This is a genomic window from Halopseudomonas sp. (assembly GCF_036960865.1).
In the GTDB taxonomy this organism is placed as follows: Bacteria; Pseudomonadota; Gammaproteobacteria; order Pseudomonadales; family Pseudomonadaceae; genus Halopseudomonas.
In genome coordinates this window covers 240719-261808 of record NZ_JBALWE010000006.1, presented here as the reverse complement: position 1 = coordinate 261808, position 21090 = coordinate 240719, and the positions used below count along the sequence as shown (strand labels likewise).

Genomic DNA, 21090 nt, shown 5'->3' with positions numbered 1-21090 from the left:
CGCCCGGAGCAGCGGAAACGACAGGGGCTTGGTAGTGCTAGGTACTACCGGATACCGGCAGCGCGCAAGGCGTTGGGAGTGAAGTCCGCCGAGGAGGCTTCAAAGTCGAAGTCGTAGTTCTTGCGTTCTTCGTTGGTCATGCCTAAGGCCATGTAGCGACCGTTCTGCAGGTCGTACAGGGTTTCGATGGCATAGCCGGGCACCTGTTGGTCGAAGCGCTGCAGGGCAACGGCTTCAGCCACGCGCCACAACCCGCCGCGGCCGTCATAGTGGTCGATCTCACCTGCTTGCCAGTTGTCCTCATCAATGAAGAAGTGCCGTTTGGCATAGACGTGGCGCTGGCCTTCACGCAGGGTGGCTTCCACTTCCCAGACGCGATGCACCTCGTAGCGCACCATATCCTGGTTGATATGGCCTTTCTGGATGATGTCGTCGTATTTCACCTCTCGTGAGGCGATGCCGAAGTTGTTGTAAGGGATCAGCAGCTCGCGCTTGCCCACCAGTTTCCACTCATAACGGTCGGGTGAGCCGTTGTAGAGGTCGTAGTTGTCCGATACGCGGGTGCCGTCGGCGCTCAGTGCCGGACCGTCGTAAGCCACCTGCGGGGCACGGCGCACGCGGCGTTGCCCGGCGTTGTATAGCCAGGCGGCGCGTGGCTCTTTCACCTGGTTGATGTACTCGTGCACCAGCAGTACGTCACCGGCCAGCCGCGAGGGCGAGATTACCCGCTGGGTGAAGTAGAACATCAGGTTGTCAGAGATCTTCGGGCCGTAGTCGGTCAGAGCGGTAGCAAAGCTGAAGGCATCCTGCAGCACCACGTAGGTGTTGGAGCCATTGGCCTGCGGTGTGGCCTGAGCCATGGTGCGGGTAAAGCTGCCACCGCGATAACGCGTGATGTGGTTCCAGATCACCTCTACACCGTTCTGCGGGATGGGGAAGGGGTAGGCGGTATCGAAGTTTTCCAACCCATTGCCACCGGCAGCCAGCTTGGTGTTCACCGCGTTGCGTGCGGCCGCGTCAAACACCTCCTGCGGCACCGTAGCAGTGCGTTTGGTCTGAAACACGCGCAGCTTGTAGGTATCAGGATAGCGCTGCAGCATGGCTTTCTGGCCATCGGTCAGCAGGTCCTGATACTGGTCCATGTTGGCGGCAGTAACCACGTACTGCGGTTGCTCGCCAGCAAAGGGGTCGCCATAGAAGCCGTCGCTGTCTACCGCAGCAGCGTTGGTGGCCATGCCGCCGGTCCACTCCGGGATAGTGCCGCTGGCGTTGCCTGCACGCTCGGCGCCCAGCGGTGTCAGCGTGGTTTGCAGGGTGGCAGCTTGCTCCGGCGTGACTGCGGCCGAGACCGACAACGCCAGACTGCTCAAGGCCAGTACGCCGATCGTCTGGAGTTTCAGTTTTTGTATTGAGGTCATATTGTTCTCCGTATGATCAGAAGTTCACGCCAAGGCTGACTGCAACAAAATCCCGGTCGGTATTGGCGTTGTAGTCGCCACCGAAGAAGTTGGTGTAGTTGATGCTGGCGTTGTATTTGTTGTTGTAGACCGCTGTGAGTCCGAGGTTGGCAGCCATGGCCCCTTCGTTGAAGTTGGGGCCGTAGCCGTCAACGTCGTGCGAGAAGGCCAGGGCGGGCTTGAGCGCGATACCGGCAAAGCCGTTGTAATCCAGCGCGGCAACCAGACGGTAACCCCAGGAGTTGTCGGTGTAGAAACCGTCGTCATTGCACTCGGAGGGATCAACAGCACCAGCCTCGCAGACGCCTGGCGTGGTCAGCTCGCCGGAGCCGTAGAGCGAGTCACGGCCGTAGCGCAGCTCACCGGCGCCATTGTCGATACCGCTGATGTAGTTGTAACCGGCCTCACCGATCAGCGTCAGGCGTTCAGCACCCAGGACGTTGTCGATGAAGTTCAATACCGTCACCTGCGCCTGGGTTACCGGCAGGCGCTTGTAGCCGTGCAGGTCGCCGTCGGAGCCAATTTCTGCCACCGCCGGGTTCGGCACGCCGAGCACCGCGCCGGTCAGATCGTTACTGTTGATCTGCAACGGCTGGTTGGGGCGATAGCTGACCTCCCCGGATACCGCAGTGGTGCCGATGTTGGTCTGGAAGCTCACGCCATACAGGCGAATATCTTCCGGGTATTCGATGAAGTACGAGGAGCCAGCCACCACCCCAGGCACCTGCGCGACCGGCACTCCATGGAAGCCAGCGGGTGCGCCAACGGCATTCAGGCTGGTGCTGTAGACCGGGTTGCGGCTGTGGTAATTCATGGCGTACACGCCGAACTCGGTCTGGTTCAGGTTTTCGGCGTAGTAACGGAAAGATACGCCAAATTGGCCATCGTCACGCGCATCGCGGTCAGCGCCGCGCGGCACGTAGGCGAATACGCCTGCGCTGTTGGCGTTGTTCTGGGTGCCCTGCACACCTACGTAATTACAGCCATCGGCAACGGTGTCGGTGAACGAGAAGAAGGTGCCGCAGTTGTCCAGCACGGTTTGGTCCCACTCGAGCTGGTAGAACATCTCCATGCCGAGGTTGTCGGTCAGGCTTTGCGACAGAAACAGCATGTTGACCGGGATCAGGCCTTCCTTTACTTCGGCGCCGGGCCGCCGGAAGGCTGCCACGTCGATCGGATTGATGGCGTTGATGCCGTTCTGAATAAAGGTGCTTTCGCCCCAGCTCACGACCTGCCGGCCAACCCGCACCGAGCCGGGTTTATCGCCAATGCTGTAGTTGTGATAGAGGAAGGCATCCAGCAACTGCACACCGGAGGCCTGGGCCGCGGTCTTGCGGTTCTCGTCGCTGATGTCATACAGGTTGCGGTGCTCGTCCTTCAGCTCAAAGTCATACCAGTACTTGCCGCGCAGAAAGACCCCGGTGTCGCCGTATTGCAGCGACAGATCGTGGATACCCTTGAAGATCTTGGAGAAGGTTTCACCCTTGTCGAAGTTGAGGCGGTTGTCGTCCGAGTTACCGGCGTTGGCGTTGCCACCGTTGCCGGCCCAGACAAAGTCGTCTTCAATGTCGCTGGTGCCCCAGCTGGCGCCGATGGACATCTGCGAGTCGAACTGGCCTTGCACCTCGCCAATATCAAACCGCACTGCATGGGCTGGCAGGGCGGAGGCCATGGCAATGGCCACCACCATGGGCTTTAACCCTGTCTTCAAGGCATTTCTTGTTGTGTATCTCATGAGCTTCCTCGCGCCGGGCGCTTGTTGTTATTAATAATCCCTGGCAAGTGAGGCTGTGCGGCGTGGTGCCACCTGGCCTTCACATGCATCGACTCTATGTGGGTGGGGATAACGGCTATACCCCCCTAATGGGGGGGAGGAAGGGGTAACTGCCTTGCAAGCCGGGCGTGGCGGTCCATAATGCGTGGGCGCAATTCTGGGCGTACTTTTCGTTGATCAACCTTGAGCGGCCGCTATGCAGCGGGGCTCGCAGCATGCAGGGAGACATGGCTGATGCCGGATTCACAGGTGGCGCCACTACTTATCGGCGGCAATGACAACGCCTGCGTGGCGATTGAGCCGCGCATGGCCAACCGCCACGGGCTGATCGCCGGCGCCACTGGCACCGGCAAGACCATTACCTTGCAGGTATTGGCGCAAAGTTTCTCGCAGCTCGGTGTGCCGGTGCTGGTGCCGGATATCAAGGGCGACTTCTCCGGGATTGCCAAAGCCGGCAGTGCCAGCGAAAAGCTGCAACAACGGGCGGACAAGGTTGGCCTGGGCAGCATGACGCTGCGCGGCGCACCGACCGTATTTTGGGATGTGTTTGGCAAGCAGGGGCATCCGTTACGGCTGACCCTCGCCGAGCTGGGTCCCATGCTGCTGTCGCGGCTGCTTAACCTCAACGAGACGCAAAGCGGCATCATCGACATTCTGTTCCGCGTGGCCGACGACAACGGCTGGCTATTGCTGGATCTGAAAGACCTGCGCTCGATGCTCAGCTATCTGCACGAGCAGCGCGCGGAGATCGGCAAGCGCTATGGCAATGTCTCTGCCGCCAGCCTCGGTGCCATCCAGCGCGCCTTGCTGCGGCTGGACGGCGAAGGGGCCGAGCAGTTGTTCGGCGAGCCGGCCATTAGTCTGGATGATTTTCTGCAGACCGATGAGAACGGGCAGGGCGTAGTCAATGTGCTGCACGCAGCGCAGTTGTATCAGACCAGCCCGCTGGCCTATTCCTGCATTCTTCTGTGGCTGCTGTCGGAGCTGTTCGAGCAGTTGCCGGAAGTGGGCGACGCCGACAAGCCGCGCTTTGTGCTGTTTTTTGATGAGGCGCACCTGTTGTTCAGCGACACACCCAAGGCCCTGGTAGAGCGGATTGAGCAGGTGGTGCGGCTGATTCGGTCCAAGGGGGTGGGCGTCTATTTTGTTACCCAGAGCCCGCTGGATGTGCCGGAGAGCATCCTGGGGCAGCTGGGTAACCGGGTGCAGCACGCGCTGCGCGCCTTTACTCCGCGGGACCAGAAAGCGGTGCGCGCCGCCGCGCAGACTTTCCGCGCCAATCCTGAACTCGATACCGAGAGCGCCATCATGGCGCTGGGCGTGGGCGAGGCGCTGGTCTCGGTGCTGGATGCCAAGGGCACGCCAGGCATAGTGCAACAGCTACTGATCCGGCCGCCAGATAGCCAGATGGGACCGATTGACGAGGCCGAGCGCGCGGCGCTGATCAAGGCATCGCCGCTGGCCGGTGCCTATGACGCTCTGGAGGATCGCGAGTCGGCCTATGAAATTCTGCAGGCACGGGCAGATCAGGCGTTGTCCGAGGAAAAGACCGAGGTAAAGACCCAGTCTCAGGCGCGCAAGAAACGCGCCGCGGCAGCCGAAAAGTCGATCAGTCAGGAGTTGGCCGACATGTTCAGCGCCTTCGGCCGCAGCGCCATGCGTTCGGTGGGTACCCAGGCGGGGCGGGCGATAGTGCGGGGTATTCTCGGCTCGTTGCGCAGCAAGTAGATCGCGGCTGCCTCACCCGTGCTGGCGGGTGAGGCAGTTGCGTACATCACTCCTCAATCAGGCAATCCACCCGCCAATTCACCTGCCCATCAAACTGCTCCATGCGCAGACCATGGATGTCGTTGGCAAAGCCGGGGAACTGCTCCTCCAGCTCGATGGCCGCGTTCAGGTAGTCGGTGATCGCGCTGTTGTCCTGCGGGAAGCGCTCCCCAGGCATGATAACCGGAATACCCGGCGGATAGGGCACCAGCATCACGGCGCTCAAGCGCCCGGCCAGCGCGCTGACGGGCACGGATTCAACCTGACCTCTGACCATCTGCTGGTAAGCGTCTGCCGGGCGCAGGCTGATCTGCGGCAGGGTGGTGTACATCTGCCGCATCAACTTGATCAGGCTGTGTTTCTTGTAGCACTGGTGCAGGCGTTCACCGAGCGCGCGCAGTCCCAGGCCCTGATAGCGCGGATGCTGGGCCAGGCTGGGCAAGGTGACCTCCAGTGGCGCGTCCTGATCGTACAGGCGCTTGAATTCGCGCAGCTCGGACAGCAGTGTGCTCCATTTGCCCTTGGTAATGCCCAGGGAGAACAGAATCAAGAAGGAATACAGCCCCGTCTTTTCTACCACCAGGCCGCGCTCAGCCAGAAAGCGCGTTACCAGTGCGGCCGGTATGCCGCTCTTGGCCAAGCGGCCCTTTTCTTCAACGCCGGGCGTGAGCAGGCTGACCTTGATCGGGTCGAGCATGGCGAAGTCATCGCTCATCTGGCCAAAGCCGTGCCACTCGGCCTGATCATCCAGGGTCCAGTCGTTGGCCCGCAGCTCTTTTTCGGCCAGCGCCGACTCCGGCTCCCAGACATCAAACCACCATTGCTCCTCCGGCATCTGTTCAGCGGTCTGCGCCATGGCGCGGCGAAACGACAGGGCTTCATCAAGGGTTTCCTGGACCAGTGATCTGCCGGCCGGGCCGGCCATCATGCCGGTGGCTACATCGATGGAGGCGATCATGCCGTAGTGCGGCGAGGTGGAGGTGTGCATCATGTAGGCTTCGTTAAAGCGCTCATGGTCGAGCTGCTGCTCGGCGCTGTCCTTGGCGAGAATGATCGAGGCCTGCGACAGGGCGGCCAGCACCTTGTGCGGTGACTGGGTGGCAAACACCAGCGGGTGCTGGGTGCGCGGCGCGCCGGCCCGCTCGCTCATGCCGTGACGCCCGTGATAGAAGGGGTGAAAGGCGGCGTAACCATACCAGGCCTCGTCGAAGTGCAGCACGTCGACGCTGTCCTGCAACTGCTCCTTGATCATCTCGGTGTTGTAGCACAGGCCGTCGTAGGTGGAATTGGTGAGCACGGCCAGCTTGATCTTGCGTTGGCTGCCATCAAGCAAAGGGTGCTGTTCAATCAGCCGCTGCAGCGCAGCAGGGCTGAAGGCCTCGCGGCCAATCGGGCCGATGATGCCGTAATCGTTGCGTGAACCGCTGAGGTAGATTGGGATGGCACCGGTCATGATGATCGCGTGCAGAATCGACTTGTGGCAGTTGCGGTCAACCAGTACCAGATCATCGCGGGTGACGTAGGCATGCCAGATGATCTTGTTCGATGTAGAGGTGCCGTTGACCACGTAAAAGCTGTGATCGGCGCCAAAGGTTCGCGCCGTGTTGGCCTCGGCTTCGGCTACCGGCCCGGTGTGATCCAGCAGCGACCCCAGACCGGGTACCGATACCGATAGATCCGAGCGCAGGGTGTTTTCACCAAAGAAGTCGTGAAAGGCGCGCCCCACCGGGCTCTTGCGAAACGCGACCCCGCCGCCGTGGCCGGGCGAATGCCAGGAGTAACTGGAGCGCGCGGTGTAATCCAGCAGGGCCTTGAAGAACGGCGGCAGCAGCTGGCTCAGGTAGCTGCGCGCGGTTCGCGCAATCTGGCCAGCGATAAAGGGCAGGGTGTCTTCAAATAGGTAGATGATGCCGCGAATCTGGTGCAGCTCTCGCAGCTCGGCGAGCAGTTCCGGCGCGATGCTCTGGCGTGTGCTCAGCGCCATGATCGGCAACTCCGGCGAGCGGCTGTGGGCGGCGCTGAACAGGGCCTCTACCTCGTCCAACGCGACGTCGCTGTCGGGGGTGAACAGTATGCAGGACAGCCCGCGGTGCGCTTCGGCAATCAGCCGGCCCTCATCCAGTGACTCGGCGCCCAATACCTCAAAACCTTCGCCGTCGAGCGCCTGGAACAGGGCGTCGAGTTGTGTGCCGGCCACATTGGACAGGCCGATAGCGGGATTGATGACCAGAATGGGAAAATTCAGGTGCTTGAACATGACTGCCCTGTGTTGCTGTGGATGTGTCTCCAGCCTAAGCCAGATTGCCCTGTTTTGCCTATGCCAAGGCCGTTATCGGGTGTCTTTGTAGTACCATCGGGCATCCAACCAAGGCGGCCATTACTGGGTCGCCCTTGCCAAGGAGATGCGCTTTTGAATTGGGATCTGCACAACCCGCATACGCTGGATATTCTGGTGCGCGCCGAGGATATCGACGAGCTGGGCCATGCCAACAATACGGTCTACGTGCGTTGGCTGGAGCGTTGCGCCTGGGAGCATTCGATGTCACTCGGGCTGGGGCTGGTTCAGTACCGTGAGCTGGACCGCGCGATGGCGGTGCTGCGCCATGAAATCGATTATCTGGCGGCTGCGTACGAGGGTGATGAGCTGGTCATGGCGACCTGGATCATTCACTGGGACAAAAAGCTGCGCATGACGCGGCACTTTCAACTCTGCCGCAAAAGCGATGGCGTGACGCTACTGCGGGCGCGTACTACCTTTGTGTGTATCGAACTCAGTACCGGGCGGCCCAAGCGCATGCCCGAGGTATTTATCGAGCAGTACGGCAAGGGGCTGACCGAAGCCAGCCCCGATTGACCTGATGCGGCTTTTGGCTAGCTGTTAGCGGTATTCGCACAGGTAGGCAGTGTCGCGTTCTACCTTGAGGTTGAAGCGGCTGTTGGCGGCAACGGTGAACTGCTCGCCGGCAGCGTAGGTAGTCCAGCTGTCGGCATCAGGCAGCTTGACGGTCAGTTCGCCGTTGATGACGTGCATGATTTCCAGTTGGCTGGTACCGAACTCGTACTCACCCGGTGCCATGACGCCAACGGTGGCGCTGCCTTCGGGCTGTTGAAAGGCGATGGACGCAACCTTGCCGTCAAAATACTGATTTACCTGAAACACGGGGCATACTCCTGGAGAGAAAGGGCGCTCATTATGCCGAGCGGCCGGGCCTTCAGGCAATTGCCGCCAAGCTTAAAAATCGTCTGTTTTTACCCGCGCAAAGCGGTATGGAGTTGCTGGCATGGCAAATATCGGTTTTATCGGTCTGGGGGTAATGGGTTACCCGATGGCGGGGCATCTGCAGCGCGCCGGACACCAGGTTACTGTCTACAACCGCACAGCGAGTAAGGCGCGCCAGTGGGTCGCGGAACACGCCGGCAGCGCGGCGGATACCCCCGCACTGGCTGCGGTTGATCAGGACTACGTAATGCTCTGTGTAGGCAATGATGATGACCTGCGCGCGGTCATCGCTGGCAACGATGGCGTGCTCTCGGGAGCGCGCAGTGGTCTGGTGCTGGTGGACCACACTACGGCCTCGGCAGATGTCGCGCGTGAACTGGCGGCACTGGCGGCGAAACAGGGCGTAGGCTTTTTGGATGCGCCCGTCTCTGGCGGGCAATCCGGTGCGGAAAAGGGCCAACTGACCATTATGGTCGGCGGTGACGAGGCGGTGTTTGATCTGGTGCGCCCGATCATGAAAACCTACGCCCGCATGTTGCAGCTGATGGGCCCGGTTGGCAGCGGCCAGCTCACAAAAATGGTCAACCAGATCTGTATTGCCGGCCTGGTTCAAGGGCTTTCCGAGGCGCTGAATTTTGCTCAGAGCGCCGGGCTGGACGGTGAGGCCGTGGTCGAGGTCATCAGCAAAGGCGCGGCACAGTCATGGCAGATGGAAAATCGTCACAAGACCATGCTCGCGGGGGAGTTCGACTATGGCTTTGCGGTTGACTGGATGCGCAAGGATCTGGCCATTGTGCTGGCCGAGGCGCAGCGCAATGGCGCGCAATTGCCGGTGACGGCGCTGGTTGATCAGTTCTATGCCGATGTGCAGGCCATGGGCGGCGGCCGTTGGGATACCTCCAGCCTGATTGCGCGCCTCAAGCGCTGACACTAGAATGCGCGCCCGGGCTTCTTCAGTGGTTATCTTCAAAGGGTGTTAAATGCAGTGTCGAGACGGCTGTGGTGCCTGTTGCATCGCACCATCCATAAGTTCGCCCCTGCCGGGGATGCCCAACGGCAAGCCGGCGGGCGTACGCTGCCTGCACTTGCAGGCGGATAGACGCTGTGCCATTTTCCATTCGCCTGAGCGGCCAGCGGTCTGCGCCGGTTTTGCGGCCGAGCCCGCTATCTGTGGTGAAAGTCTGGACGAGGCCATGCGCATCATCGCCTGGCTGGAAGGGGAAACCGCCTGAACGGCGGCATTAGCCACGTTGATTCAGCGGCATCGAGCGGGGCCGCCGACCGGCAAACACGTTGACTGTCAGACCACCCATCACCAGTAGTGTGCCCCACACTTGCAACTCACTCAGTTGTTCGCCCAACAGCAACGCCGCAGAGCTGAGACCGATCACCGGTACCAGCATCGAGAAGGGCGCCACCTGCGCAGCCGGGTAGCGCGACAGCAGGCGACTCCAGAGACCGTAGCCTAGCAGGGTTGCACCAAAGGCTAGGTAGATCAGCGCCAGTACCGATTGCAGGCTGAGGTGGCTCAAAGCCTCTCCGATCTGCTGTGGCCCTTCCAGCCATAGCGACATCGCAAGAAAGGGTAGTGGTGGTACCAGACTGCCCCAAACTACCAGACTGACCAGGTCGACCTGACCAACGCGCTTGGTGATGATATTGCCCATCCCCCACATGGCAGCGGCGCAAATGGTCAGAATAAAGCCGGCCAGGGTCATGCCGATGCCGCTATTGATACCAATCAGCAAGAGACCGGTGGCAGCGATCAGCAGGCCGATCAGATTATGCGCGCGAATTCGTTCACCCAGCACCAGGGCGGCGAACAAGAGGGTGAAAAAGGCCTGAGACTGCAATACCAGCGAGGCCAGGCCGGCGGGCATACCAGCCGACATGGCTGAGAACAGAAACGCAAACTGGCCAAAGGAAATGGTCAAACCGTAGGCCAGCAGCCAGCGCAGCGGGATCTGCGGGCGGCGAATGAAAAACACAGCCGGAATAGCCGCCAAGGTAAAACGCAGCGCGCCCAGCAGCATAGGCGGCAACTCGTCCAGCCCTAGCTTGATGACGACGAAATTGAGCCCCCATACCAGAATAACCAGCAGGGCGAATCCTAGATCTCTGGGCGTCATGAGGCGGCGGGCTCCATTGTTACAGGGGTATAGAGCTGCCTATAAAATCATGCCCGGCGCGTTGTGCTGCGGTACAGTGATGCCCGCAATGAGCTGTACAGTAGAGCGCAACTGGCCGGGCGCTGACGCATTCTCGGTTCACAACAGTTCGAAACTGTGAGTGACGAAGCTTTGCAACGCATCTACTAGCGGGCCGCTCTGAATGCTGCGCTCAAGCAAAATCTGATAACTGCCGAGCGGCGGTAGCCCCGCCGCGTCGTCCACTATCTTGAGTGGTTTGCTGACCAGTCCGCGCGGGAAGGGAGCAATCGCCAGATCAGCTACCATTGCCGCTTGCTGACCGGTGCAATGTTCGCTGACATAGGCAATTCGATAGGCAATATTGGCGCGATCAAGAGCAGCAAGAGCGGCCTCTCGCCACACACAGCCAGCACTGGCTAACGATAGCGGCACGGGTCTGCGCGTGGCTGCCTGGCCGCCGGCACATTCAGTCCAGACCAATTGCTCGGTATAAACCACCCGGCCGCTCGTGGCGTGATTGCCGGAAGTGACCAGCGCCAGGTCAAGCTCGCAGCGGGCTAACTGTTCGAGCATATCAATACTGCGTCCCACGACCACATCAACCTGTACGCCTGGGTAGCTGCGCGCGAAGCTGCTCAATACTGCCGGCAGTATGCGTGTGCCTACGTCATCCGAGGTGCCAAGGCGAACGCTGCCTGTAATCTCCGGATGATAGAACTGACGTAGGGCTTCCTGGTTGAGACTGAGCATGCGCCGGGCAAAGCCCAGCAGCGCCTCGCCCTCGGTTGTGACGCGCGCGCGCTTCGGCGTGCGCAGTAGCAGCTGGTAGCCGAGCAGTTCTTCCAGGCGTTTAATCTGCATGCTGACGGCGGAAGGGGTGCGGTGTACCTGCGCGGCGGCGCGGCTAAAGCTGCCGGTCTCGGCGATGGCGATGAAGCTGCGCAGTACATCCAGCTCCAGCAGTGGCAGTGGGGCGCCCTGTGCTGTGTCGACCATTGGGTTTCCGTTCAATTAAATTGAAGATTGATGTTATTTAAATTCGCTGGATTGAACAAGCTGGCCGCGCGAAGGTGATGCTTCATTGCGAAAGGAGATCTTCACCATGAGTGCCGACGAGAAGCGCCAGTGCCAGAAAAGAGAGGTTCCGCTGTCACGACCTGAACACGAATTCTATATGCCGGCGATGCCGCCATTTTGGTTGGGTCGAGCGATAGTACGAGTAGTGCGCAAGTTGTACCGCTACTTGAAGTAGCACCTATGGCGCCGGGACGGGAGCGCCGCTCATTCCGTTTTTTGGTGGCTCGCGCCAATGGCGTAGCCTCCGGAAAAAAGGCGGGCTGCGGTCGTACCGTAACGGTTGCGGTTGGAGTTTGCGCAATAAAAAACCCGCCGAAGCGGGTTTTTTATTGCTCTCTGGCGACTTACTTGGATGGGTAGTCGCGCTGCGGGGAGCCGGTATACAGCTGACGCGGACGGCCGATCTTGTAAGGGCCGCTGATCATCTCGTTCCAGTGGGCAATCCAGCCCGGCGTGCGGCCGGTGGCGAAGATAACCGTAAACATCTCGGTCGGAATACCAATCGCCTTGAGGATGATGCCGGAGTAGAAGTCGACGTTCGGGTACAGGTTGCGCTCTTTGAAGTAGGGATCGTTGCGCGCAATCTCTTCCAGTTTCATGGCCAGTTCCAGCTGCGGATCGTTGATACCCAGCTCGGCCAGTACTTCGTCGCAGGTCTGCTTCATGACCTTGGCACGCGGATCGAAGTTCTTGTAAACACGGTGACCAAAGCCCATCAGTTTGAACGGGTCATCCTTGTCCTTGGCCTTGGCAACAAACTTCTCGATATTCGATACATCGCCGATTTCGTCCAGCATGCGCAGCACCGCTTCGTTCGCGCCACCGTGCGCCGGTCCCCACAGAGCGGCGATGCCGGCTGCGATACAGGCGAAGGGGTTGGCGCCGGAAGAGCCGGCCAGGCGTACAGTGGAGGTAGACGCGTTCTGCTCGTGGTCAGCATGCAGGACAAAGATGCGGTCCATGGCCTTGGCCAGTACCGGGCTGATCGGCTTCTCGTCACAAGGTGTGTTGAACATCATGTGCAGGAAGTTTTCCGAGTAGCTCAGGTCGTTGCGCGGGTACATCATGGGCTGGCCCATGGAATATTTGTACACCATGGCGGCCAGGGTCGGCATTTTGGCGATCAGGCGGATAGCCGAGATCTCGCGGTGGTGGGCATCGTTGATGTCCAGCGAGTCGTGGTAGAAGGCGGAGAGGGCGCCGACAACGCCACACATGATAGCCATCGGGTGGGCGTCACGACGGAAGCCATTGAAGAAGGTTTTCAGTTGCTCGTGCACCATGGTGTGGTTCTTGATGGTGCTGTCGAACTTGGATTTTTCTTCGTCGGTGGGGAGTTCGCCCTTGAGCAGCAGGAAGCAGGTTTCTAGAAAATCCGCTTTTTCTGCAAGCTGATCAATGGGATAGCCGCGGTGCAGAAGCACGCCTTTATCACCATCAATATAAGTAATCTTGGATTCACAGGATGAGGTGGCCATGAAGCCGGGGTCGAACGTGAAAACGCCTTCTGCAGTGAGGCCGCGAACATCCACTACATCGGGACCCATGGTCCCGGAATAGACCGGTAGGTCAATGGGGGCAGCGCCCTCGATGATCAATTGCGCTTTTTTGTCAGCCATTGATGGCCTCCTGTTTTGCTGTATCGAAAAGGTGACCCCCCACGCAGGGCCCGCATCACTATAAGGTGATAAATCGGTTTGTCAATTGTACTGATAGTGAAAGGAAATGAGCGCAATTAAAAGCTTTTAATAGACTTGCAAATGTGTTTTGGCTGATACCGGTCATACGCGATTCAGAGCGCTTTGCAACAAGCTGTTGCATTGTAATCAATGGTCCAAGTCTCTATACTCCTTGACCGGCAAAGTGACTCACAGGGCCTCTTGCAGGGGCTGCAGTACAGGGTTACGCACCTTCCTATAATCCAGCCCTGCCCACAGGGCCATGAGTGTGAATATAGCCGTGAATAGCAAAAGACCCGTCAACCTAGACCTCAGGACAATCAAACTTCCTGTCACAGCCTATACGTCAATTCTCCATCGCATCTCTGGCGTGATTCTGTTCGTTTCCATCGCAATTCTGCTGTGGATGCTGGACACATCACTGAGTTCGGAAAGCGGTTTCGAGCAAGTTCAAGATTGCCTTCAGCACCCGCTGGCCAAACTGGTCGTGTGGGGCATTCTCGCTGCGCTGCTTTATCACCTGGTCGCCGGTGTGCGCCACCTGGTAATGGATGCTGGCGTGGGTGAAGGCCTTGAAAGCGGCAAGCGTGGCTCGCAGGCAGTGATCGTTATCTCTGTCATTCTGATTGTTCTTCTGGGGGTTTGGATATGGTAACTAACGTCACCAACCTGTCTCGCAGCGGCCTTTATGACTGGATGGCGCAACGCGTTTCCGCTGTTCTGCTGGCTGCTTATGTGCTGTTTTTACTCGGTTATCTGATCGCTCATCCGGGTCTGACCTTTGCTGAATGGCAGGGTTTGTTCAGCCAGAACTGGATGCGCATCTTCAGCCTGCTCACGCTGGTTGCCCTGAGTGTGCATGCCTGGGTTGGCATGTGGACCATTTCAACCGATTACCTGACTCCCATGGCGCTGGGCAAATCTGCCACTGTCGTCCGCTTCCTGTTCCAGGCGGTCTGCGGTCTTGCCATGTTTGTGTTTTTTGTCTGGGGCGTGCAGATCCTGTGGGGTATTCGATAAATGTCTAACATGCGTACTTTGACTTTTGATGCCATCATCATCGGTGGTGGTGGTGCCGGCATGCGCGCTGCGCTGCAGCTGGCTCAGGGCGGTCACAAGACGGCCGTTATCACCAAGGTGTTTCCGACTCGTTCGCACACTGTATCTGCCCAGGGCGGCATTACTTGCGCGATCGCCTCGGCTGATCCGAATGACGATTGGCGCTGGCACATGTACGACACCGTCAAGGGCTCCGATTATATCGGTGACCAGGACGCTATCGAATACATGTGTTCCGTAGGTCCTGAGGCGGTGTTCGAGCTTGAGCACATGGGGCTGCCGTTCTCACGTACCGAGCAGGGCCGCATCTATCAGCGTCCGTTCGGTGGCCAGTCAAAAGGGCCGGACAACCCGACTCAGGCTGCACGTACTTGCGCCGCAGCTGACCGTACTGGTCACGCGCTGCTGCATACGCTGTATCAGAACAACGTCAAGCACGACACGACTTTCCTCAACGAGTGGTATGCGGTTGATCTGGTGAAGAACCAGGACGGCGCCATCGTGGGCGTGATCGCAATCTGCATTGAAACCGGTGAAACCGCTTACATTCGCTCCAAGGCCACAGTACTGGCTACCGGCGGCGCGGGTCGTATCTATGCATCCACCACCAACGCGCTGATCAACACCGGTGACGGTGTGGGCATGGCGCTGCGCGCGGGCGTGCCGGTGCAGGATATCGAAATGTGGCAATTCCACCCGACCGGTATCGCTGGCGCGGGCACCCTGGTGACCGAAGGTTGTCGTGGTGAAGGTGGTTACCTGATCAACAAGGACGGCGAACGCTTCATGGAGCGTTATGCGCCCAACGCCAAGGACCTTGCCGGTCGCGACGTTGTTGCCCGTTCCATGGTCAAGGAAATCCTGGCTGGCAACGGTTGCGGCCCTGATGGCGACCACGTAATGCTGAAACTGGATCACCTGGGTGAAGAAGTACTGCATAGCCGTCTGCCGGGCATCTGTGAGCTGTCCAAGACCTTCGCGCATGTTGATCCCGTTGTTGCGCCTATTCCTGTGGTCCCCACCTGTCACTACATGATGGGTGGTATTGCTACCAACATTCATGGTCAGGCAATTACTCGCGACTCGGCTGGCAACGACAAGATCGTCGAAGGTCTGTTTGCGGTCGGTGAAGTGGCGTGCGTATCCGTGCACGGCGCCAACCGCCTGGGCGGCAACTCGCTGCTAGACTTGGTGGTATTCGGTCGCGCTGCTGGTCTGCACCTCGAAAGCGCGCTGAAGGAAGGCGTTGATTACCGTGATGCCTCGCAATCCGATATCGATGCTTCGCTGGCTCGCCTGTCTGGCTTGAACGAGCGTACCAAGGGTGAAGATGTCGCGCCGCTGCGCAAAGAGTTGCAGAACTGCATGCAGAACTACTTCGGTGTATTCCGTACCGGTGAGTTCATGCAGAAGGGCATCACTCAGCTGGCTGATCTGCGGGAGCGTATCGCGACCGCGAAGATCGACGACAAGAGCCAGGCGTTCAACACTGCGCGTATCGAAGCGCTGGAACTGCAAAACCTGCTGGAAGTGGCGGAAGCCACCGCGATCGCAGCCGAAGCCCGCACCGAAAGCCGCGGCGCTCACGCGCGTGAAGATTTTGAGGATCGCGATGACGTGAACTGGCTGTGCCACAGTCTGTACATGCCTGAAACCAAGCAGCTGGAGAAGCGGGGCGTTAACTTCTCGCCGAAGACAGTGCCTGCCTTTGAACCTAAAGTGCGTACCTACTAAGGGTGACCGATATGTTGCAAGTAAGTGTTTATCGTTATAACCCCGAAACCGACAACGCGCCGTTCATGCAGGATTTCCAGGTCGACACCGGCGGCAAGGACATCATGGTTCTTGACGTACTGGCGCTGATCAAGGAACAAGACGTGGGCATGGCCTACCGTCGCTCCTGCCGCGAGGGCGTGTGCGGTTCCGATGGCATGAACATCAACGGCAAGAACGGCCTGGCGTGCATCACACCGCTGTCCGATGTTGTGAAAAACAACAAGCTGGTACTGCGTCCTTTGCCTGGTTTGCCGGTAATTCGTGACTTGGTTGTAGATATGAGCATCTTCTACAAGCAGTACGAAAAGGTTCAGCCGTATCTGCAAAATGACACGCCGGCGCCCGCTATCGAGCGCCTGCAGTCTCCCGAAGAGCGGGAAAAGCTGGATGGCCTGTACGAGTGTATTCTCTGTGCGTGCTGCTCTACTTCCTGTCCTTCGTTCTGGTGGAACCCCGACAAGTTCATCGGTCCCGCTGGTCTGTTGCAGGCATACCGCTTTCTGGCGGACAGCCGCGACGAGAAGACCGAAGAACGTCTGGCTTCACTGGATGACCCGTTCAGCGTGTTTCGCTGCCGTGGCATCATGAACTGCGTCAATGTGTGCCCCAAAGGTCTTAACCCGACCCGGGCAATCGGACACATTCGCAACATGTTGCTGCAAAGCGGTACCTGATCGGCTGTAATTGCATTAAGTTGGCCTGAGCCGGCCCCTGCTACAAGGGGTCGGACAGTTTTAAGACGAACCGCTAGCTCAAAAAGCCGCGGTTTGTATGTACCTAAACCAACAGGGGCAATCGGGTAACACCCGAACTATCTGTCGGGGCCGGCAATTTTCCGTTATGACGGGATATGTGGCAGCAAGGTAGGAAGCAGCGACACTGCTTCGATACCACCAAACATATTCTGCGCGGATGGCAGAGTTGTATTTGCCAATTAATGGTCTTTGCGCCAGATGGTGTCCCCATAACAGGGTGACCAAGCATGCCAGACAGCGAAATGCAGCAGCTGTGGAGCACGTCTCACATATCCGGTGGGAATGCATCCTATGTTGAAGAGCTTTATGAGCTCTACCTGCAAGATCCGAACAGCGTTGCCGAAGAATGGCGCAGCTATTTCCAGAAGCTGCCTCAAGTTAACGGCCATGCCGGATCAGATGTCCCTCATTCCGCCATTCGCGACCACTTTCTCCTGCTTTCCAAGGGCAATCGACGTCCTCAGGCCTCCGCTGGCCAGGTCAGCAGTGAACACGAGAAAAAGCAGGTCGACGTTCTCCGCCTGATTCACTCCTACCGCATGCGCGGCCACCAGGCAGCCAAGCTCGACCCGCTCGGGTTGTGGAAGCGCGAAGAGATTGCGGACCTCACGCTGTCTGACTACGACCTGACCGAAGCTGATCTAGACACCGTGTTCCGTACCGGTGAACTGCAGTTCGGAACCGGTGAGGCAACGCTGCGCGAAACACTGGAAGGGCTGAAGACCACCTACTGCTCGACCTTTGGCGCCGAATACATGCACATTGTCGACTCTGCTCAGCGCCGCTGGTTTCAGCAGCGGATGGAGAGTGTTCGCGGGCGTCCGCAGTTGGGCGTCGATACCAAGCGTCATTTGCTGGAGCGCCTCACCGCTGCAGAGGGCCTGGAAAAATATCTGGGTACCAAATACCCCGGCACCAAGCGCTTTGGCGTGGAAGGCGGCGAAAGCCTGATTCCCATGCTGGACGAGATTATCCAGCGCTCCGGCTCTTACGGCACCCAGGAAGTAGTGCTGGGGATGGCGCACCGCGGTCGCTTGAACGTGCTGGTCAACACGCTTGGCAAGAATCCTCGCGACCTGTTCGACGAGTTTGAAGGCAAGAAGAAAGTGGACATGGGGTCCGGTGACGTCAAGTATCACCAGGGTTTCTCGTCCAACGTCATGACCTCAGGTGGCGAGGTTCACTTGGCCCTGGCGTTCAACCCCTCCCACCTGGAGATCGTTTCTCCGGTGGTCGAAGGCTCTGTGCGCGCGCGTCAGGATCGTCGTCTGGATACCACCGGCGACAAGGTACTGCCGATCAGCATCCATGGCGACGCGGCCTTTGCCGGCCAGGGTGTGGTCATGGAAACCTTCCAGATGTCGCAGACCCGGGCCTACAAGACCGGTGGGACCATTCACATCGTAGTCAACAACCAGGTCGGCTTTACTACCAGCCGCCAGGACGATGCGCGCTCTACCGAATACTGCACCGACGTGGCCAAGATGATTCAGGCGCCGATCTTCCATGTGAATGGTGATGATCCGGAAGCCGTACTCTTCGTTACCCAACTGGCGGTTGATTACCGCATGCAGTTCAAGCGTGACGTGGTCATCGATCTGGTGTGCTACCGCCGCCGTGGTCACAACGAAGCGGATGAGCCCTCCGGCACCCAGCCGCTGATGTACGACATCATCACCAAGCATGCCACTACCCGTGAAATCTACGCCGACCGTCTGGTGGGCGAAGGTGTGCTGACCAAGGATGAGGTCCAAGAGTATTTCGAGGAATACCGCAATGCGCTGGACAACGGCGACCACGTGGTAAAGAGCCTGGTCAAGGAGCCGGATAGCAGCTCTTTCGTCGACTGGGCCCCTTACCTGAATCACAAGTGGACCGCGCGTCATGACACCAGCTTCGACCTGAAAACCCTCCAGGAGTTGGCCAACAAGCTGACTGATCTGCCCGACGGGCTGGTACTGCAGCGTCAGGTCAGCAAGATCGTCGAGGACCGTCGCAAGATGGCTGCCGGCGCGCTGGCGCTGAACTGGGGTTTTGCTGAAACCATGGCATACGCAACGCTGCTGCATGAGGGGCACCCCATTCGTATCACCGGACAGGACGTGGGTCGCGGTACTTTCTCGCACCGCCATGCCGTTTTGCACAGCCAGAATGATGGCCGCGCCTACGTGCCGCTACGCAAACTGAGCGACAACCAGCCACGTTTCGATATCTACGACTCGCTGCTGTCCGAAGAAGCGGTGCTGGCCTTTGAATACGGTTACGCGACGACCACGCCCAACGCCCTGGTTATCTGGGAAGCGCAGTTCGGTGACTTCTTCAATGGCGCGCAGGTGGTGGTGGATCAGTTCATCACTAGCGGTGAGCACAAGTGGGGTCGCCTCTGTGGTTTGACCATGCTGTTGCCGCACGGTTATGAAGGGCAGGGGCCGGAGCACTCTTCCGCTCGTCTGGAGCGCTTCCTTCAGCTGTCTGCGGAGCACAATATTCAGGTTTGTGTGCCGTCCACGCCGGCGCAGGTGTATCACATGCTGCGTCGTCAGGTGATTCGTCCATTGCGTAAGCCTTTGATTGCCCTCACACCCAAGTCGCTGCTGCGCCACAAGCTGGCTACCTCGACCCTTGAGGAGCTGTCCGACGGTTCTTTCCAGACGGTGATTCCCGAGGTGGATGCGCTTGATCCGAAGAAAGTCGATCGCGTCGTCATGTGTAGTGGCAAGGTCTACTACGACCTGCTTGAGAAGCGTCGCAAGGAAGAACTCGACAACATCGCAATCATCCGCATTGAGCAGCTCTATCCCTTCCCCGAAGATGACCTCGGCGAGGTGCTGGCACCCTACAAGCACCTCAAGAAGGTCGTCTGGTGTCAGGAAGAGCCCATGAACCAAGGCGCCTGGTATTGCAGTCAGCATCACATGCGTCGGGTTCTTGCCGACCACAAAACCAAAAATCTGTATCTGGACTACGCTGGACGAGAGGCTTCTGCCGCGCCGGCCTGCGGCCATCCTTCCATGCATGCGGAACAGCAGGAAAAGCTCCTGCAAGACGCTTTTACTGCCTGAGCAACGGCGACAACAGAGAATTTATAAGGATCGACAATGGCTATTGAAATCAAGGCCCCTACTTTTCCGGAATCGGTTGCTGACGGCACAGTCGCTACCTGGCACAAGCAACCGGGCGATGCAGTAAAGCGTGACGACCTGCTCGTCGACATCGAAACCGACAAGGTGGTGCTGGAAGTATTGGCCGAAGCTGACGGCGTTATGGGCGATATCGCCAAAGCCGAAGGCGACACTGTTTTGAGCGGTGAAGTACTGGGCAGTCTGAAAGACGGTGAAGCTGCATCAGCACCTGCTGCCAAGCCGGCCGAGGCCAAGGCCGAAGCCGCTCCGGCTGCTGCCGAGTCGACTGACGAGCCCATGCTGTCTCCGGCGGCACGCAAGCTGGCGGAAGAGAATGGTCTGGCTGCAGCCGACATCACCGGTACTGGCAAAGGCGGTCGCGTCACCAAAGAAGACGTGCTGAACGCAGTCGAAGCCAAGAAGAACGCGCCAGCGGCAGCGCCGGCTGCGAAGCCTGCTGCTGCACCTGCTGCGGTCGCGGTGGGTGAGGGTGATCGGGTCGAGAAACGTGTGCCCATGACGCGTTTGCGCGCACGTATTGCCGAGCGTCTGGTTGATGCCCAGTCCAGCATGGCCATGTTGACGACCTATAACGAAGTCAACATGAAGCCGATCATGGATCTGCGCAAGAAGTACAAGGACCTGTTCGAGAAGAAGCACGACGGCGTGCGTCTGGGCTTCATGTCCTTCTTCGTCAAGGCGGCTACCGAGGCGCTGAAGCGTTATCCGGCGGTGAATGCTTCGATCGACGGCAATGACATCGTTTATCACGGTTACCAGGACATCGGCGTCGCGGTTTCCAGTGATCGTGGTCTGGTCGTTCCGATTCTGCGCAATACCGAGCACATGGGGCTGGCGCAGATCGAAGGCACCATCGCTGATTACGGCCGCAAGGCCCGTGACGGCAAGCTGACCATGGAAGAAATGACCGGGGGCACCTTCACCATTTCCAATGGCGGCGTATTCGGCTCGCTGCTGTCGTCACCCATCGTCAATCCGCCGCAGGCCGCTATTCTGGGCATGCACAAGATTCAGGAACGCCCCATGGCCGACAATGGTCAGGTGGTCATTCTGCCGATGATGTATTTGGCTCTGTCCTATGATCACCGCCTGATCGACGGCAAGGAAGCGGTGAGCTTCCTGGTCGCCATCAAGGATTTGCTGGAAGACCCGGCACGTCTGATTCTGGAAGTCTGACAGGGCGGTACGCTTTCAGCGGCAACATTAGGCGCTGCTCAGCACACAGGGTGCTGA

At 59.0% G+C, this 21090-nt stretch carries 17 protein-coding genes; 10 read left to right on the top strand and 7 right to left on the bottom strand.

Going from position 1 to position 21090, the window contains the following annotated elements; translation table 11 throughout:
* Nucleotides 1–44: 44 nt before the first annotated feature.
* Both V7747_RS10775 and V7747_RS10770 read right to left on the bottom strand, forming a co-directional pair.
* The gene (locus V7747_RS10775; protein WP_335616036.1) at nt 45–1418 is read right to left on the bottom strand and encodes a DUF1329 domain-containing protein; all 1374 of its coding nucleotides are present in this window, start codon (nt 1416–1418) and stop codon (nt 45–47) included.
* Between the two features lie 16 nt (nt 1419–1434).
* Nucleotides 1435–3192, bottom strand: a complete 1758-nt coding sequence (locus V7747_RS10770; RefSeq protein ID WP_442909233.1) for a DUF1302 domain-containing protein — start codon at nt 3190–3192, stop codon at nt 1435–1437.
* Between the two features lie 273 nt (nt 3193–3465).
* Between V7747_RS10770 and V7747_RS10765 the strand changes: the two genes are divergently transcribed.
* A complete protein-coding gene (locus tag V7747_RS10765; protein WP_335616035.1) occupies nt 3466–4959 on the top strand; it encodes a helicase HerA-like domain-containing protein in 1494 nt (497 codons plus the stop codon).
* A gap of 46 nt (nt 4960–5005) precedes the next feature.
* Here V7747_RS10765 and V7747_RS10760 read toward each other — a convergent pair whose 3' ends face one another.
* On the bottom strand, nt 5006–7255 hold the full coding sequence (locus V7747_RS10760; RefSeq protein ID WP_335616034.1) for an Orn/Lys/Arg decarboxylase N-terminal domain-containing protein: 2250 nt from the start codon (nt 7253–7255) through the stop codon (nt 5006–5008).
* A gap of 153 nt (nt 7256–7408) precedes the next feature.
* Here V7747_RS10760 and V7747_RS10755 point away from each other — a divergent pair, with 153 nt between their 5' ends.
* Nucleotides 7409–7852: an acyl-CoA thioesterase gene (locus V7747_RS10755; RefSeq protein ID WP_335616033.1), complete on the top strand. Its 444-nt coding sequence runs from the start codon at nt 7409–7411 to the stop codon at nt 7850–7852.
* A gap of 24 nt (nt 7853–7876) precedes the next feature.
* On the opposite strand, the gene ppnP is transcribed toward V7747_RS10755, so the two are convergent.
* Nucleotides 7877–8158: a pyrimidine/purine nucleoside phosphorylase gene (gene ppnP, locus V7747_RS10750; RefSeq protein WP_335616032.1), complete on the bottom strand. Its 282-nt coding sequence runs from the start codon at nt 8156–8158 to the stop codon at nt 7877–7879.
* A gap of 121 nt (nt 8159–8279) precedes the next feature.
* Here ppnP and V7747_RS10745 point away from each other — a divergent pair, with 121 nt between their 5' ends.
* A complete protein-coding gene (locus V7747_RS10745; RefSeq protein WP_335616031.1) occupies nt 8280–9146 on the top strand; it encodes an NAD(P)-dependent oxidoreductase in 867 nt (288 codons plus the stop codon).
* Between the two features lie 52 nt (nt 9147–9198).
* Nucleotides 9199–9450: a YkgJ family cysteine cluster protein gene (locus tag V7747_RS10740; RefSeq protein WP_335616030.1), complete on the top strand. Its 252-nt coding sequence runs from the start codon at nt 9199–9201 to the stop codon at nt 9448–9450.
* Nucleotides 9451–9459: 9 nt separating this feature from the next.
* Here V7747_RS10740 and V7747_RS10735 read toward each other — a convergent pair whose 3' ends face one another.
* From V7747_RS10735 to gltA, 3 genes are all read right to left on the bottom strand, one after another.
* On the bottom strand, nt 9460–10347 hold the full coding sequence (locus V7747_RS10735) for an EamA family transporter (protein ID WP_335616029.1): 888 nt from the start codon (nt 10345–10347) through the stop codon (nt 9460–9462).
* 138 nt (nt 10348–10485) lie between these two features.
* Nucleotides 10486–11364 carry a LysR family transcriptional regulator gene (locus V7747_RS10730; protein ID WP_335616028.1) on the bottom strand — a complete coding sequence of 293 codons (879 nt, stop codon included), beginning with the start codon at nt 11362–11364 and terminating at the stop codon, nt 10486–10488.
* Between the two features lie 425 nt (nt 11365–11789).
* Nucleotides 11790–13064 (bottom strand): citrate synthase, encoded by a 1275-nt coding sequence (gltA, locus tag V7747_RS10725; protein WP_335616027.1) that lies wholly within the window; start codon nt 13062–13064, stop codon nt 11790–11792.
* Between the two features lie 328 nt (nt 13065–13392).
* Between gltA and sdhC the strand changes: the two genes are divergently transcribed.
* From sdhC to odhB, 6 genes are all read left to right on the top strand, one after another.
* Nucleotides 13393–13779 (top strand): succinate dehydrogenase, cytochrome b556 subunit, encoded by a 387-nt coding sequence (sdhC, locus tag V7747_RS10720; RefSeq protein ID WP_335616026.1) that lies wholly within the window; start codon nt 13393–13395, stop codon nt 13777–13779.
* Nucleotides 13773–14144, top strand: a complete 372-nt coding sequence (sdhD, locus tag V7747_RS10715) for a succinate dehydrogenase, hydrophobic membrane anchor protein (protein ID WP_092283126.1) — start codon at nt 13773–13775, stop codon at nt 14142–14144. Before sdhC ends, sdhD begins: the two co-directional genes overlap by 7 nt.
* Nucleotides 14145–15917, top strand: a complete 1773-nt coding sequence (gene sdhA, locus V7747_RS10710; protein ID WP_335616025.1) for a succinate dehydrogenase flavoprotein subunit — start codon at nt 14145–14147, stop codon at nt 15915–15917.
* An 11-nt stretch (nt 15918–15928) separates the two neighbouring features.
* The gene (locus V7747_RS10705; protein WP_335616024.1) at nt 15929–16633 is read left to right on the top strand and encodes a succinate dehydrogenase iron-sulfur subunit; all 705 of its coding nucleotides are present in this window, start codon (nt 15929–15931) and stop codon (nt 16631–16633) included.
* A 308-nt stretch (nt 16634–16941) separates the two neighbouring features.
* Nucleotides 16942–19776, top strand: coding sequence for a 2-oxoglutarate dehydrogenase E1 component (locus V7747_RS10700; protein WP_335616023.1), 2835 nt, complete (start codon nt 16942–16944; stop codon nt 19774–19776).
* 36 nt (nt 19777–19812) lie between these two features.
* Nucleotides 19813–21033: a 2-oxoglutarate dehydrogenase complex dihydrolipoyllysine-residue succinyltransferase gene (odhB, locus tag V7747_RS10695; protein ID WP_335616022.1), complete on the top strand. Its 1221-nt coding sequence runs from the start codon at nt 19813–19815 to the stop codon at nt 21031–21033.
* Nucleotides 21034–21090 lie beyond the last annotated feature (57 nt).

Coding starts and splice junctions, on each gene's coding strand:
- V7747_RS10760 (WP_335616034.1), bottom strand. CDS start 7,255: ATGTTCAAGCACCTGAATTTTCCCATTCTGGTCATCAATCCCGCTATC.
- V7747_RS10765 (WP_335616035.1), top strand. CDS start 3,466: ATGCCGGATTCACAGGTGGCGCCACTACTTATCGGCGGCAATGACAAC.
- V7747_RS10730 (WP_335616028.1), bottom strand. CDS start 11,364: ATGGTCGACACAGCACAGGGCGCCCCACTGCCACTGCTGGAGCTGGAT.
- sdhA (WP_335616025.1), top strand. CDS start 14,145: ATGTCTAACATGCGTACTTTGACTTTTGATGCCATCATCATCGGTGGT.
- V7747_RS10735 (WP_335616029.1), bottom strand. CDS start 10,347: ATGACGCCCAGAGATCTAGGATTCGCCCTGCTGGTTATTCTGGTATGG.
- sdhD (WP_092283126.1), top strand. CDS start 13,773: ATGGTAACTAACGTCACCAACCTGTCTCGCAGCGGCCTTTATGACTGG.
- V7747_RS10770 (WP_442909233.1), bottom strand. CDS start 3,192: ATGAGATACACAACAAGAAATGCCTTGAAGACAGGGTTAAAGCCCATG.
- V7747_RS10745 (WP_335616031.1), top strand. CDS start 8,280: ATGGCAAATATCGGTTTTATCGGTCTGGGGGTAATGGGTTACCCGATG.
- V7747_RS10740 (WP_335616030.1), top strand. CDS start 9,199: ATGCAGTGTCGAGACGGCTGTGGTGCCTGTTGCATCGCACCATCCATA.
- V7747_RS10705 (WP_335616024.1), top strand. CDS start 15,929: ATGTTGCAAGTAAGTGTTTATCGTTATAACCCCGAAACCGACAACGCG.
- odhB (WP_335616022.1), top strand. CDS start 19,813: ATGGCTATTGAAATCAAGGCCCCTACTTTTCCGGAATCGGTTGCTGAC.
- gltA (WP_335616027.1), bottom strand. CDS start 13,064: ATGGCTGACAAAAAAGCGCAATTGATCATCGAGGGCGCTGCCCCCATT.
- V7747_RS10700 (WP_335616023.1), top strand. CDS start 16,942: ATGCCAGACAGCGAAATGCAGCAGCTGTGGAGCACGTCTCACATATCC.
- V7747_RS10775 (WP_335616036.1), bottom strand. CDS start 1,418: ATGACCTCAATACAAAAACTGAAACTCCAGACGATCGGCGTACTGGCC.